This is a genomic window from Paraburkholderia sp. CI2 (assembly GCF_014201055.1).
In the GTDB taxonomy this organism is placed as follows: Bacteria; Pseudomonadota; Gammaproteobacteria; order Burkholderiales; family Burkholderiaceae; genus Paraburkholderia; species Paraburkholderia tuberum.
The window spans coordinates 553,382-568,081 of sequence record NZ_JACHDL010000001.1 but is presented as its reverse complement, the minus strand read 5'-3'; the positions used below and the strand labels follow the sequence as shown (position 1 = coordinate 568,081).

The 14,700-nt window shown below is 63.8% G+C and carries 9 protein-coding genes and 4 pseudogenes; 6 read left to right on the top strand and 7 right to left on the bottom strand.

What is annotated here, in order from left to right:
- Window positions 1–45: 45 nt before the first annotated feature.
- Window positions 46–1,536, top strand: coding sequence for an MFS transporter (locus tag HDG32_RS02495; protein WP_184062938.1), 1,491 nt, complete (start codon window positions 46–48; stop codon window positions 1,534–1,536).
- A 111-nt stretch (window positions 1,537–1,647) separates the two neighbouring features.
- Here HDG32_RS02495 and HDG32_RS02490 read toward each other — a convergent pair whose 3' ends face one another.
- The 6 genes and pseudogenes from HDG32_RS02490 to HDG32_RS02465 all read right to left on the bottom strand — a co-directional run bounded on the left by HDG32_RS02490 (window position 1,648) and on the right by HDG32_RS02465 (window position 7,492).
- Window positions 1,648–2,019 carry a BON domain-containing protein gene (locus HDG32_RS02490; protein ID WP_018423351.1) on the bottom strand — a complete coding sequence of 124 codons (372 nt, stop codon included), beginning with the start codon at window positions 2,017–2,019 and terminating at the stop codon, window positions 1,648–1,650.
- Window positions 2,020–2,513: 494 nt separating this feature from the next.
- Complete coding sequence (locus tag HDG32_RS02485) at window positions 2,514–4,916, bottom strand: DNA polymerase II (protein WP_184062936.1); 2,403 nt, start codon at window positions 4,914–4,916, stop codon at window positions 2,514–2,516.
- Between the two features lie 154 nt (window positions 4,917–5,070).
- A complete protein-coding gene (locus HDG32_RS02480) occupies window positions 5,071–6,081 on the bottom strand; it encodes a DUF2891 domain-containing protein (RefSeq protein ID WP_184062934.1) in 1,011 nt (336 codons plus the stop codon).
- A gap of 10 nt (window positions 6,082–6,091) precedes the next feature.
- Window positions 6,092–6,265: pseudogene (locus HDG32_RS02475) on the bottom strand (5-oxoproline transporter, DUF979 family subunit); the annotation flags it as partial.
- 58 nt (window positions 6,266–6,323) lie between these two features.
- Window positions 6,324–6,530, bottom strand: a pseudogene (locus HDG32_RS02470) (5-oxoproline transporter, DUF969 family subunit); the annotation flags it as partial.
- Between the two features lie 44 nt (window positions 6,531–6,574).
- Window positions 6,575–7,492, bottom strand: coding sequence for a LysR family transcriptional regulator (locus tag HDG32_RS02465; RefSeq protein ID WP_184032110.1), 918 nt, complete (start codon window positions 7,490–7,492; stop codon window positions 6,575–6,577).
- Between the two features lie 104 nt (window positions 7,493–7,596).
- Between HDG32_RS02465 and mdlC the strand changes: the two genes are divergently transcribed.
- The 4 genes and pseudogenes from mdlC to HDG32_RS02450 all read left to right on the top strand — a co-directional run bounded on the left by mdlC (window position 7,597) and on the right by HDG32_RS02450 (window position 11,356).
- Complete coding sequence (gene mdlC, locus HDG32_RS02460) at window positions 7,597–9,240, top strand: benzoylformate decarboxylase (RefSeq protein ID WP_184062932.1); 1,644 nt, start codon at window positions 7,597–7,599, stop codon at window positions 9,238–9,240.
- Between the two features lie 37 nt (window positions 9,241–9,277).
- Window positions 9,278–9,415 (top strand): annotated as a pseudogene (locus tag HDG32_RS37155) (hypothetical protein); the annotation flags it as partial.
- Window positions 9,416–9,471: 56 nt separating this feature from the next.
- Window positions 9,472–9,810: pseudogene (locus HDG32_RS02455) on the top strand (aldehyde dehydrogenase family protein); the annotation flags it as partial.
- 127 nt (window positions 9,811–9,937) lie between these two features.
- Window positions 9,938–11,356, top strand: a complete 1,419-nt coding sequence (locus HDG32_RS02450; RefSeq protein ID WP_184062930.1) for an MFS transporter — start codon at window positions 9,938–9,940, stop codon at window positions 11,354–11,356.
- 132 nt (window positions 11,357–11,488) lie between these two features.
- Here HDG32_RS02450 and HDG32_RS02445 read toward each other — a convergent pair whose 3' ends face one another.
- Window positions 11,489–12,220, bottom strand: coding sequence for a DUF2278 family protein (locus HDG32_RS02445; RefSeq protein ID WP_184062928.1), 732 nt, complete (start codon window positions 12,218–12,220; stop codon window positions 11,489–11,491).
- A 559-nt stretch (window positions 12,221–12,779) separates the two neighbouring features.
- Here HDG32_RS02445 and HDG32_RS02440 point away from each other — a divergent pair.
- Window positions 12,780–14,645, top strand: coding sequence for an alkaline phosphatase family protein (locus HDG32_RS02440; RefSeq protein ID WP_184062926.1), 1,866 nt, complete (start codon window positions 12,780–12,782; stop codon window positions 14,643–14,645).
- Window positions 14,646–14,700: the final 55 nt, after the last annotated feature.

Genomic DNA, 14,700 nt, shown 5'->3' with positions numbered 1-14,700 from the left:
TCAGCCCTGCCGTAAAAGCAGTCGCAACAGAAGGAGACAGACAACATGGCATTCCCCGATCCCGCGGGGTCCGTCGCGCGCAGCGGCGGTACCGTGGCGCATTCCACTGACGCGGCCGGCAGCGCCGAGCGCAGCGCGCCCGCGCAGGTGGCGGGCCACGCATCGCTCGACGCCGGCAGCATTTCGGCGCGCCTCGACCGCTTGCCCGCCACGCGCTCCGTCTGGAAGCTGGTGGTGCTGCTGAGCCTCGGCTTCTTCTTCGAACTCTATGACCTGCTGTACTCCGGCTATATCGCGCCGGGCCTCGTGAAAAGCGGCATGTTGACCGCGACCACGCGTGGCCTGTTCGGCTCGACCGGCGTCGCGAGTTTCATCGCCGCGCTGTTTGGCGGCCTGTTTATCGGCACGATCGCGTGCGGTTTCCTCGCGGATCGCTTCGGGCGGCGCGCGGTGTTCACCTGGTCGCTGCTGTGGTACACCGCGGCGAACCTCGTGATGGCGTTTCAGGAGACCGCGACGGGCCTTAATTTCTGGCGCTTCGTCGCCGGTGTCGGCATCGGCGTCGAACTGGTGACGATCGGCACGTACATCTCCGAGCTGGTGCCGAAGCAGATCCGCGGCCGCGCGTTCGCGTGCGAGCAGGCGGTCGGCTTCACGGCCGTGCCGGTGGTTGCGTTTCTATCGTTTCTGCTGGTGCCGCGCACGCTGTTCGGTCTGGACGGCTGGCGCTGGGTCGTGCTGATCGGCGCGCATGGCGCGCTATTCGTCTGGTGGATTCGCCGCGCGTTGCCGGAAAGCCCGCGTTGGCTCGCGCAGCAAGGACGTCTCGCCGAAGCCGACCGCGTGATGAACGCGCTCGAGGCGAAGGTACGTCACGAATATGGCCGCGAGTTGCCGCCGCCGGCGCCGCCGGTGCCGATCCCACCGCGCGGCAGCTTCCGCGACATGTGGCTGCCGCCGTACCGCAGCCGCACGCTGATGATGACGATCTTCAACATCTTCCAGACGGTCGGCTTCTATGGCTTCGCGAACTGGGTGCCGACGCTTCTGATCAAGCAGGGCATCACGATCACGACGAGCCTGATGTATTCGACCGTGATCGCATTGGCCGCGCCGCTCGGTCCGATCATCGGGCTGTTTATCGGCGACCGCTTCGAGCGCAAGACGGTGATCGTCGTGATGGCCGGCGTCAATATCGTGTGCGGGTTGTGGTTCAGTCAGGCATCGGGTGCGGTGCTCCTCGTGAGCCTCGGGGTGTGCCTGACGCTGGCCGGCAACATCATTTCGTACAGTTATCACGCGTACCAGGCCGAATTGTTTCCGACCAGCATCCGGGCGCGCGCGGTCGGCTTCGTCTACTCGTGGAGCCGCTTTTCCGCGATTTTCACGGCCTTTCTGATCGCGGCCGTGTTGCGCTACTTCGGCACGACCGGCGTGTTCGTGTTCATCGCGGGCGCGATGCTGATCGTGATGCTGGCGATTGGCTTGATGGGGCCGAAGACGAAAGGGCTCGAACTCGAGAAGATATCCGCATAGCGAAGGCCGGCTGTCGAGCCGGCCCGCCACCATGTGCCGCATTGGCTATGCCCTCAATGGAATGCACGGTCAGAGCGCCGGCCTTCCTGCAAAGCGGGGTCCAGGACTGCTTCAGGTGCCCACAGGACGGATCGACAGCGCGTTCCTGACCGAAGTTACGCCAGGCACCCCTTTCGCCACCTCGGTTGCCCGGTCGCTTTCTGCCTGAAGCGGTACGCTGCCCTGCAGCGTGACAGCACCATCGCGGGCGCGAACTGTGATATTGGCCGTTGAGATGTTCCTATCTTTCACCAGCGCATTTCGAACCTGACGCTGTAGCGCCCGGTTCGCTGCTTTCATTGACTTGTAATGCGATCGGGCTTCGGGCGTCGTGGTCGGGGCAGACTCAGGGGCGTTAGCGTTGCTCGCCTGCGCATAGGCGTGAATCGAACCCGAAATCAGAAGGGCGGTACCGACCAGTTTGACGGCGTGGATTGCTTTCATGCATCTTCTCCTGTCGTTGCAGATCGTTGGGGCTACAGATTCAGGGATATCACACACACACGTCCCCACAATATTTCTGAGGCGGATCAAATGGCACTATAGGACAATAAAGGGTTAGGTCAAGCAACAATGCAAATCCGGGCAATTGCGCGGACAACCGAAGAAATTAGAATACTTCAAATTATGACGGCGCTCTAATTCTGTTGATAGGGTTGCAAATCAAAACTAGGGATTAGTTTTTTTCCGCCTTTAATCACGGATTACCGGTGTCTGATTGACATTTTTAGCCATCCCCGATGTAGCGGCACAGTTACATTGCGCCGTCGATTTACGCCGGCCTGGAGAGCGCGGAGCATGCGATACGCGACCCGCGGCAACTCGCCCTGCCGCACCTTTGCTGTGCATAACACGCACTCCGATGAAGAGGCCGAGCCGCCGTCCATGGTGAAGTAGGCAATTCGTCCATGCTCGCAGCCGCGCGTTCGCCGCCACGATCAGAACAACTGCTTCTGCCCCGACATCAGCGTCGTGAAATCGTCGCGTAACAACGGCAGAATCGCGTCGGCAACCGGCTGCAATTGCCGCGTCAGATAGTGCTCGTAGTCGATCGCCGAGCGCAGCGTTTCGAGCGGCTCGGGGCCGGCCACCGTCATCACGTAGCTGATCCAGCCGCCGTTCTGATATTGCAGCGGACGTCCCTGCTGGCGATTGAACTCATCGGCGACGCGTGCCGCGCGCACATGCGGCGGCACGTTGCGCTCGTAAGCGTCGATCGGTCTGCGCAACTGCTTGCGATAGACGAGCTGATCGTCGAGCCGGCCGGCGAGCGTATCGCGCACATAGTCGCGCACGTAATCCTGATACGGCTGCTGCTTGAAGATGCGCCGATACAGCTCCTGCTGAAACTGCTGCGCAAGCGGCGTCCAATCGGTGCGCACGGTTTCGAGCCCTTTGTAGACCACGTCCTCGCGGCCGTCCGGCAATACCGTAAGTCCTGCGTAGCGTTTCTTGCTGCCTTCCTCGGCACCACGCACCGTCGGCATGAAAAAGCGCCGATAGTGCCGCTCGAATTGCAGTTCCAACGCACTGTCGATACCGAAGCGCGCCTGCAGCTTCTGCCGCCACGCCGCGTTGATATGTTCGACGAGCGCGCGGCCGATGCGCGCGGCGTCTTCCTCGTCATGCGCGTGCCTGAGCCAGACGAAGGTCGAATCGGTGTCGCCGTAAATCACTTCGTAGCCTTGCGCCTCGATCAGCTCGCGTGTCGTGTGCATGATCTCGTGGCCGCGCATCGTGATCGACGACGCAAGCCGCGGATCGAAGAAGCGGCAGCCGGTCGAGCCTAGCACGCCATAGAACGCGTTCATGATGATCTTCAGCGCCTGCGACAGCGGCTTGTTGTGCTCGCGCTTGGCCGCTTCGCGTGCCTGCCACACCTGCGCGACGATCGACGGTAAGCAGTGACGCGTGCGTGAAAAGCGCGCGCCGAGAAAGCCCGGCACCGAGCTCGCGTCGTCGGGATGCAGCATGCCTTCGACCAGACCGAGCGGGTCGATCAGAAACGTGCGGATGATCGACGGATACAGGCTCTTGTAGTCGAGCACGAGCACCGAGTCGTAGAGCCCGGGCCGCGAATCCATCACGAAGCCGCCGGGGCTCGCGGCGCCGGCCACGTCGCCGAGATTCGGCGCGACATAGCCCTGCCGATGCATGCGCGGCATGTACAGATGCGTGAACGCCGCGACCGAGCCGCCGCTGCGATCGGCGGGCAGGCCGGTCACGGTCGCGCGTTCGAGCAGGAACGGCAGCAACTCGGTCTTCGCGAAGATACGCGTGACGAGCTCGCAGTCCTTCAGGTTGTAACGCGCGAGCGCTGGCTTGTCTTCGTCGAAGCGGCGCTGGATTTCGTCCATCCGCTGATACGGATTGTCGATCGCCTTGCCTTCGCCCAGCACCGAGCGCGACACGTATTCGAGGCTGAACGACGGGAAGCTCCACGTCGCCGAACGCAATGCCTCGATGCCGTCGATGACCCAACGACCCGCCACGCCCGCGAAAAAGTGATTGCGCGTGACGCCGTGTTCGCGCCACTCCATCACCGCGCCGCCTCGTCCGATGCGCAGCGGCACGCGATACTGCTCGGCATGGTGTTGCAGTACCTTCAGATCGAACTGCACGAGGTTCCAGCCGATGATCGCATCGGGATCGTGCCGCTCCATCCACTCGATCAGCTTTTCGAGCAGCTGTGCGCGGGTTTCGCAGTATTCGAGCTTGAAGTCGATGGCGTCGGTGACGTTGCCGATGTTCCCGCTGTTGCCATTCGGCGGCCCAAGCATATACACCTGCCGCTCGCCGCAGCCTTCGAGCGCGATCGAATATAGCTCGGCATGCGCGCTCGTTTCGATGTCGAGCGACACGAGCTTCAACGGCGGACGATAGTCGTGGGACGGTTTGAGTTCGCTGTCGAGCCAGGGGCCATCGAGCCCCGGACCATTCTGCTGCGGCACGCCGCTGAACCACACCGGCGCGGTGACGAAGCGCTCCATCATGTAGCGCTCGGGCGGCTGGATATCGGCTTCGTAGACATCGACGCCGCCTTCTCTGAGGCGCTTCTCGAAGCCCTTCAATTGCCGGTATTGCGCACAGTAAAGCCCGCTGACCGGCCGATGCTGGAAGTCGCGCAATTCGAGCGAACGCAGATCGAGCGGCGCGTCGCGGCGCAGGATCGTTTCGGCGCGTTCGCGATGTTCGGCCGGAATGAAGGCGACGGACGGCTGAGGGCGCAGACGGATGTGGCGCGGCCCGCTGTCCGTGGCCAGCCAGAACTCGATTTCCGTGCCGGCGGGCGTGTCCCGCCAATGTCGGGTCAAAATGAAACCCTGCTCGAACTCAGTCAAACTTCCACCTTTAAAGCGGCGCAATCGCCTTGCGCGATTTTACCGCCGCAGGCAGGGACTGTTGAACGGGCAATAAAAAGGGCGCTTCGCATTGAAGCGCCCAATCAGCATGGCTTTATCTCTTCAAAGCCGGTTCAGTTCGTTCCCGGTTCGCTCAAGCTTCGAGCGCCAGCGTCGCGAACGTGGCGAGCCAGTGCTCGCCCATGTAGTCGCCGGTCACATGCGGCAGCGCGCTGTGCAGATGACGCTCGGCCGCATCGAACAGCACGGTGCGACGCACGTCGCCGGCGGGCAGCGCACGCGCGAGCGCACGCTGGCACCACGCGCGGCTCAGATTGAGGCCGTCCAGATGCGCGATCTTGCCGTCGCTGCGATCGGTCACGGTGACGGGCTCGAACAGCGTCGCCGGTTTTTTCGCGCCGAGGTCCGGCAGGAAGCGTCCGAACCAGTCGGCGAACTGCGCCGACGGCAACACACGCCGCATCAACTCCGCTTCCATCAGCGACGGCGACAGGAATTCGTCGCCGGCCGGCTCCCATGCCTGACACGCGACGTCGTCCAGATACCAGCGCTCCGCGGTGCTGACGATCAGCGCCTCGAGCGATTCGCGCGAGGTTTGCCGAGCGAAATCGAGCGTCAGCGCGAGCGCGAACGCCATGTTGAAGTGCGTGCCGACGCGCAGCGGATAGGTTGCTTTCGGCAGGAACTCCGCGAAGCGCTCGACGAACGCCTCGGTGAGCGGCGCGAACGTCTTCGCCCAGCGCGCGGCTTCCGAGATTTTCATCGACTGCAACTGCGCGCCGAGCGTGAGCAGCCACGCCCAGCCATACGGCCGCTCGAAGCCGCGGTTGTGCGGCAGCTCCAGATACGCGAGTTCGCCGGCGACGTTCGCCGCGGTGAAATGCTCGTCGACCACGGCGACGATGCGCGCGGCCTCGGGCAGATCGGGGAAGCGTTCGAGCAGATGCAGGATCAGCCAGTAGCCGTGCACGCACGAATGCCAGTCGTAGCTGCCGTAGAAGATCGGATGCAAGGCGCGCGGACCCTGTACGTCCTGCGGTCCTCCAAGCGAGTGCGTGAGCTTGTTCGGATATTCGCGCGTGAGGTGGGCGAGCGCGACATTGGCGAATCTGGACGCGAATTCGCGGGTGAGCTGGGTGGTCATCGGCGGCTCCTCAGAAGCGGAATACGAACACGTACAACAGTATGGTGTTGACGATCAGCAATAGTAAAGCGGTTGGCCATTGCGCCTTGATCACGCCGTTCTGGTCCTTCAGTTCGAGCAGCGCGGCGGGGACGATGTTGAAGTTCGCCGCCATCGGCGTCATCAGCGTGCCGCAGAAACCAGATTCTTCGTTTCGACGAAGGGCGCGTACTTGAGCGTCAGCGTACCGACCAGCGTGATCAGAGCACGCGGCCGGTGGTGGCCGCATGCAGGCGCGAGATCAGATGCCGCGCCTGTTCCTTCAGACCGTTGCGTTCGAGCAGCGCGATGACCGACAGCGTGAGCCAGATCAGGCCCATGTAGCGGTTATCCGCGAATGCCTTGCCGAACGCGCTGACGATCTCCACCGTCTGCAAGCCGCCGGCTATCCAGGTCGCGACGCCCGCGATTATCGGGTAAACGCCGAGAAAGTGGCAGCATGTGCGGGAAACGATCAACCCGCGGTCATACCCTCCGCCGTCAACTGCCGCAACTGCTCCAGCAGCTTGACCGCCGGGCTCGGCAGAATCCCCTGGCGTCGCCGGAACGCGGTCAACGTGCGCCGCCCGACCACGCCTGGGACGCCGAGCGTATCGAACACGCCGGCCTTGCTTTCGGTCACGTACATCGTCGACGCCATCCAGCTCAGAAAGCCGGAACGCGCGACCAGGCTCTTCAGCGCCGTGACCGAGCGCGTTTCGACGACGACGTTCGGCAGTCCCAGCCCGCGCGCGGCAAACACGCTCTGCATGTGCTCGAACGGGCCGGTGCCGCGTGGCGGAATCGCCCAGCGTTCGCCCAGCGTGTCGGCGAGCGTGAGGTCGGGCTTGCGCCGCAGCGGATGATCGAGCGCGGCGACCACGTAGCTCGCGTCTTCCCAGCGGCAATCGGCAATCGCGGTGATCTCGTCGGTATCGGGCACGGCCATGCTGAGCGCGAGATCGATCTGACGTTTGACGAGCGCATCGGCGAGCCGGTCCCACACGCCCTCGATGATCTCCACGCGCAGGTTCGGCCATTTCGTCAACACGCCGCTCACCGCGAGCGGCAGCACGAGGCTCGCGATGCTGCCGACCGCGCCGACGCGGATCGTGCCGCGCGCGAGGCCGCGCATCGCGTCGATTTCCTCGCGCGCCTGTTCGGCTTCGCGTTGCAACAGGTTCGCGTGCGGCAGCAGCGCCTCGCCGACCGCGGTCAAATGCATGCCGCGCGAATGCCGCTCGAACAGCGGCGCGCCGACCTGTTCCTCGAGACGTCGGATGGTCCGGCTCAAGGCCGGCTGTGTGATGTGCAGCGCTTCGGCGGCGCGTCCGAGGCTGCCGCTCTCGACGATCACCGCGAACGCCTGCAGTTGTTGCAGGTTGTAAGTCATGCCGAAAGGTAATGCCTTTTTGCGAATTGGGCAATTTTCGGTTACCCCGGCGGCCGTGATAATGGTCATTCGATTTTTCGCGCTCACCAGACAGGAGACTTCGCATGACAAGCAGCGCGCCGCAGCAGAATCAGGCACACGCAATAGAACAGAGCACGCCGTGGACCGTACGCGACGCGGTCATCGACTTCGCGCGCCGCGTCGGCATGACGTCGATCTTCGCGAACCCGGGCTCGACCGAGCTGCCGATGTTCCGCGATTTCCCCGCGGATTTCCGCTACGTGCTCGGTCTTCAGGAAGCGGTCGTGGTCGGCATGGCCGACGGCTACGCGCAGACCACCGGCAACGCGGCGCTCGTGAACCTGCATTCGGCGGCGGGCGTCGGCAATGCGATGGGCAATATCTTCACGGCGTTTCGCAACCGCACGCCGCTCGTCGTCACCGCGGGTCAGCAGGCCCGCTCGATCCTGCCGTTCGAACCGTTCCTCGCCGCGACCCAGGCCACCGAATTGCCGAAGCCCTACGTGAAGTGGAGCATCGAGCCGGCTCGCGCGCAGGATGTGCCGCTCGCGATCGCACGTGCGTACGCGATCGCGATGCAGGAGCCGCGCGGTCCGGTATTCGTGTCGATTCCCGCCGACGACTGGGATCAGACTGCCGAGCGCGTGGCCGACCGCGAGGTCGCGCACATCATGCGTCCCGATCCGGCGATGCTCGAACGCATCGGCACGGTGCTCGACGCGTGCGAGCGGCCCGCGTTCGTGGTCGGTGGCGCGGTCGATCGCGCGGACGCGGCGGCTGAAGTCGTGCGCCTCGCGGAGCGGCATTCCGCGCGCGTCTACGTCGCGCCGATGACAGGACGTTGCAGCTTCCCCGAAACGCACCGCCTGTTCGCGGGCTTTTTGCCGGCGCTGCGTGAGCGCATCGTCGAGTTGCTCGGCGCGCACGACGCGATCTTCGTGATCGGCGCGCCTGCGTTCACGTATCACGTCGAAGGCAATGGTCCGCATGTGCCGCCGGGCTCGCGGCTGTGTCAGTTGATCGACGATCCGGGCATTGCCGCATGGACGCCGCAGGGCATCGCCGCGGTCGGCAACGTGCGGCTCGGCGTGCAGGATCTGCTCGCGCGCGCCGCGCCCAAAGCGCGTGAGTTGCCCGCGCCGCGCGCGGTGGCGCCGCGCGCGCTGCCGCCCGCGCGGGGCGAGCGGATGTCGGTCGCGTTCGCGTTGCAGACACTCGCCGAAGTGCGCGATCCCGATGGCATCGTCGTCGAGGAAGCGCCGAGCTCGCGGCCCATCATGCAGACCTATCTGCCGATCGCGCGCGCCGGCACGTTCCTGACGATGGACAGCGGCGGCCTCGGCTACGGCATGCCGGCGGCGGTCGGCGTCGCGCTTGCGCGGCCGGGCGAGCGCGTGATCGCGCTGATCGGCGACGGTTCGAGCATGTACTCGATTCAGGCGATCTGGAGTGCGGTGCAGATGCAGCTACCGATCACATTCGTGATCCTGAACAACACGCGCTACGCGGCGTTGCAGGATTTCGCGCCGGTGTTCGGTTTCCCGCCTGGCGAGACCGTGCAGGGCACGGACCTGCCGGGCCTCGACTTCGTGACGATCGCGGCGGGCATGGGTTGCCCTGGCGCGCGCGTCAGCGAGGCGGCTGAACTTGCCGACGTGTTGCGTCGCGCGCTGACCGACGGTGACGTGAAAAGCGGTCCCACGCTCGTCGAAGCGATCGTCGCGTAACGGCGCATCCCATTCACGAAAAGGAGAGAGACCTACGATGAAAAGCGTACCGATGCTGATCGGCGGCGAGCAGACACAGGCGCGCAACGGCGCGACCTTCGAGCGCCGCAACCCGCTCGACGGCGAAGTCGCGACGCGCGCGCCGGCCGCGACCGTCGAAGATGCCGTCGCCGCCGCCGATGCCGCCGCGGCCGCATTTCCGGTGTGGTCCGCGCTCGGACCGAGCGAGACATGCGCATCTATCACGACGAATCGTTCGGGCCGGTCAAGCCGATCGTGCGCGTGCGTGGCGAGGAAGCCGCAATCGCGTGTGCGAACGACAACGAATACGGCCTGTCGGCGGCGGTGTTCAGCCGCGACACGGCGCGCGCGCTGAACGTCGCTAAATGCATCGAGTCGGGCATTTGTCACGTGAACGGCCCGACCGTGCACGACGAAGCGCAGATGCCGTTCGGCGGCGTGAAGGCGAGTGGCTTCGGCCGCTTCGGCGGCAAGGCGGGGATCGCGGAATTCACCGATCTGCGCTGGGTCACGCTGCAAACGACGCCGCGTCACTATCCGTTCTGGTGAGGAGCGTCGCGATGGGCTCGCTGTTCGGGGGCCAGCTCGCCGAAGCGGGCCATCGCGTCGCACCGTACTGCCGACAGCAAAAAAAATCGAACAACGCGCGTGCAGCGCAAACAACGGAGACAGGTTCATGAGTTTCGTTCCTCCCGCTTCGGCCGCGGCCTCGACCGCGACCGCGCGCGACGACGCGGCGCCCGCCGGCATCGCGCGCGGCGGCAACACGGTCGACATCGGTCATGCACTCGACGACGGCCCCTACACGTTGCTGCAGAAAATCGCGGTGGTGCTCGCGGCGCTGTCGATCGTCGTCGACGGCTTCGACAGCCAGTTGATCGGCTTCGCGATTCCGATGCTGATCAAGGAGTGGGGCATCACGCGCAACGCGTTTGCGCCGGTGGTTGCGTCGGGGCTGGTCGGCATGGGTATCGGCAGCGCGTTCGCGGGGCTGTTCGCCGATCGCTTCGGCCGCCGCTGGGCCGTGATCGGCAGCGTGTTCGTGTTCGGCCTGGCGACCTGCGCGATCAGTCTCGCGCCGAACGTCGCGGCCATTGCGGCGCTGCGCTTTATCGCGGGGCTCGGCATCGGCGGCGCGCTGCCGACGTCGACCACGCTGACCGCCGAGTTCACGCCCGCGCGTTTTCGTACCTTCGCGGTGACGGCGACCATTCTGTGCGTGCCGCTGGGCGGTATGGTCGCCGGATTGTTCGCCGGCCAGGTGCTGCCGGTGTATGGCTGGCGCGGTCTGTTCGTAGCGGGTGGTGTGCTGCCGCTCGTGCTCGCCATCGTCCTGCTCGCGGCGCTGCCGGAATCGCCGCGTTTTCTGGCACGCCGTCCGCATCGCTGGCCCGAACTCGTGAAGCTGCTGCGGCGCATGGCGCGCGACGTGTCGGCCGATGCGAGCTTCACCGATGTGCGCGAACAAAGCGCTGAGAAACACGTCGGCTTTGCCGCGCTGTTCCGCGATGGCCGTTCGCGCGACACCGTCGCGATCTGGGGCGCGTTCTTCATGTGCCTGCTCGCCGTGTATGCGGCGTTCAGCTGGCTGCCGTCGATGCTGACGAGTGAGGGTTTGAGCGTGTCGCTCGCGGGCTATGGCCTGAGCGCGTACAACCTCGGCGGCGTAATCGGCGCGGTGCTGTGCGCGCTGGCGATCGGGCGCTACGGCTCGCGCTGGCCGCTGCTGCTGTGCTGCGCGGGCGGCGTCGCGAGTGCATGGATGCTGCTCGGCGTCAGCGCGACGCAGCATACGGCGTTGATGATCGTCGGTCTCGGCTTGCACGGGCTGTTCGTCAATGCGGTGCAATCGACGATGTACGCGCTGTGCGCATACGTCTATCCGACCAGCGTGCGGGCGACGGGCACCGCGTCGGCACTCGCGTTCGGCCGCGTCGGCGCGATTCTGAGCGCATTCGCCGGTGCCGCGGTGATCACGGCCGGTGGCGCGCCGGGCTATCTGCTGATGCTCGGTATCGCAATGGTCATCGTGCTGATCGCGCTGGCGGTGGTGCAGCGGCATATTCCGCGTCGAGGCGCCGCGAGCGCGCGCTGATCGACGCGACGTCTCTCGCGATGCGTTCGTATCGCGAGGGACTTTGGCGCGCGATCTGATTTTCCCCTTTGCAAGAACCTGTTTCTCGCGCATCGCGGCGGTTTCCACTTGCCCCATGCACGAGCGACGCTATCAACCTCGCTGAATATAAACCGGCAACGCCACTGCATTCGCCGCCGGATCGCCGGCCGCATTGGTCGGCAAATACTGTGTCTGAAACGCGGTAAACATCGCGGCAAACCCATCGGCGCGCTGCACGATCACCGCGCCGTCCTGGAACGCGCCGTTTTCGTTGTAATGCGGGCCGCGCGGATTGCCCTGATTCATGTGAGTCTCGTGAAGACCGTCCTTCTTCGGCAGAAACAGAAAGCCGAACCCATAGACCACGATGCCCGCGGTGGTCGGTGTCCAGAAATCGCGGTTGTGCAACTGGCCGCTGCCGTTGTCGTAGGGCAGACTTTGCGACGGCTTGCTTTCGTCGATGGTGAGGATTTCGTCGATGATGTCGTTGACGTCGGCGCGGTTGCCGTTTTGATCCTCGTAGGGGACCGGCCGCATGCGGTGAATGTCGAGCAGGCTGCTGTCCTGGAAGTAATCGAGCCGTGGAAAGCCGCTCGTGTAGAGGCCGAGGTTCAGGGGCTGCAGTTTCGCGGTGAGTGGATCGGCGAAGTTCAGATCGGCATAGAAGTACACGTCGTCGTTGCCGCTTGCGCCCGGTTGCGTCGACGCCGAATTGACGACGATGTTGAATGGCGTGTTGTCGTTGCCGGTCACCGTGATCACATAGTGCGGACTGCCTATATACGAATCTTTGAAGGGCGCCGCGCGCAGCAGTTTTCCCTTGAACATGCAGTATTCGTTCATGACTGAATGACCTTCTCGAAGTTGACGAACGGAAAGCGACGTATCCAAGCATACGGTGCTACACGTCGATAAACAACCGCGCCCGCTGTCATACGGTTGCAATGTTTTTATCCCACCGCTATTGCGGTGTGCGAGCAATCATCAACGAGCCGTATCGAACCCGGCCGCCCATCGAGCCCATTCGACCAGCGCAAATGTCATGCCGCCGACGTCGATAACCGGCCATTCATAGCCATGGTTCGGCCGTTTCGGACACTTGTCAGTAATCAATCGCCCTATCGTGGACGCAATGCGTTCAGGCAGTCCGACGACAGCCAACTGTAATGCGAGCGACTCTCCATGTTCATGAAGGAACCCTAAGGTCTTACCGTTGTAACCAACGGTAAGGAGACGGCAAATGGCGACATTCCACCTGTCACAACGATGCAATAAGCTGTACCTACGACTTTCGATGTCAGCAGTTGCGGGAGCGGCCGCGCTCGCATTCGCTACGATGCCCACAGGGGTGTCTGCGGCAAGGGACGATCATGCGGCCCAGACCCTAACGCCAATCAAGCATGTGATCATCGTTGTCGGCGAAAACCGAACGTTCGACCACGTGTTCGGCACCTACCAACCCCCGCAAGGCCAATCAGTGTGGAATCTGCTGTCGCGGGGCATCGTCAATGCTGATGGTTCGCCGGGCCCGAACTTCAACAAGGCGCAGCAATACGAAGCGCAATTGGTTGGACCGGCAAAATTTGCGTTAGCCCCGCCGAACAAAACGCCGTACATGCCGCTGCCGGCCCCCAATACCGGCGGTGCGCCGACGGCGGCCAGCGACGCAAGTCCGCCACCTTTCGCGACTCACGATGCGGCCGCGCAGGCCGAAGGCACGGCACTCGAGGCGTCCGACATCGATCAGTTGCTGAGCGGCGCGACAGGACTGCCGAAGGATGTAAAGGATTCGCGGGTGGCCAACTACAACGCGTTGCCGAGCGGTCCATATCTGTTGCAGCCGCCACTCTACGATGCGTACATGGGCGGTCCGGTGCACCGCTTCTATCAGGCGTGGCAGCAAGCGGATTGTGCCGTCGCACATGCGAGCCGCGAGAATCCGAGCGGGTGCCTCGGCGATCTGTTCGCCTGGGTGGAAACCACCATCGGCGCGGGCAGCAACGGCAAGCCGCAACCGACGCCTTTTACCGATCAGACCACCGGCGAAGGCTCGAATGCGCTCGGCTTCTACAACGTGAACAACGGCGACATGCCGTACTTCACGAAACTGGCCCAGCAATACGCGATGAGCGATAACTATCACCAACCGGTGATGGGCGGAACCGGGGCGAACAGCATCATGATCGGTGCGGCTGATGCGTACTACTACACCGACGGCAGCGGCAATGCGGCAACGCCGCCGTCGGATCAGATCGAGAACCCTGATCCGTTGGCCGGCACCAACAACTGGTACACCCAGGACGGTTACTCGGGGGGCAGCTATAGCAACTGTTCGGACCCGGGCCAGCCCGGCGTCGGCGCGATCCGCCAATACCTTGAATCGCTGCCCTACGATCCCAAGCCGAACTGCGCGCCGAAGCACTATTACCTGCTCAACAATTACAACCCGGGATATAACGGCGACGGCACGGTGCTCGACACAACGAAGTCGCCGTTCACGATCCCCCCGTCACCCGTGCGCACCGTCGGAGACACGCTGCTTGATCGCAAGATCCCGTGGAAGTACTACGGGGAGGGCTGGAACAGCTTCATCAAGGATCCGTCGACAAGCGTCTACTGCAACATCTGCAATCCGTTCCTGTACGAGACGTCGATCATGACGAACAAGCACGTCCGGGACACACATCTTGCGGACTTACCAGACCTGTACGCGGATATCCAGGCGGGCAAGCTGCCAGCTGTGTCGTTCGTGAAGCCTGGCGGACTGCTCGATGGGCATCCGACATCGTCGAAGTTTGGGCTTTACGAGGCATTCGTGCGAAAACTGGTCGACGCGGTGAAGAGCGATCCGAAGCTATGGGCCACCACGGCGATCCTCATCACCACCGACGAGGGCGGCGGCTACTACGATTCCGGCTATGTGCAGCCCATCGACTACTTTGGTGACGGCTCGCGTATCCCGATGATCGCAGTGTCGAAGTATTCCGCTGGCGGGCGCATTTCGCACGGCTATGCGGATCACGCGTCGTTGGTCAAGTTCATCGAACGCAACTGGGGGCTGCCACCGATTACCGGACGTAGTCGTGACAACTTGCCGAACCCGGTCCAGCACAGCGATAACCCATATGTGCCGGTCAATGCGCCCGCGATCGGCGACCTGTTCGATCTTTTCGACTTCGACCGGGACTCCGACACGCACGGGCATAATGACGGGTCGCACCCGGACCATGATGCAGGCAACGGCGGTAAGGGCTGGTGGCCTTTCTGACCATAACCTGGAACGCTCGCGCGACCGGTACAACGTAAAGTAGGACCGCCGCGCG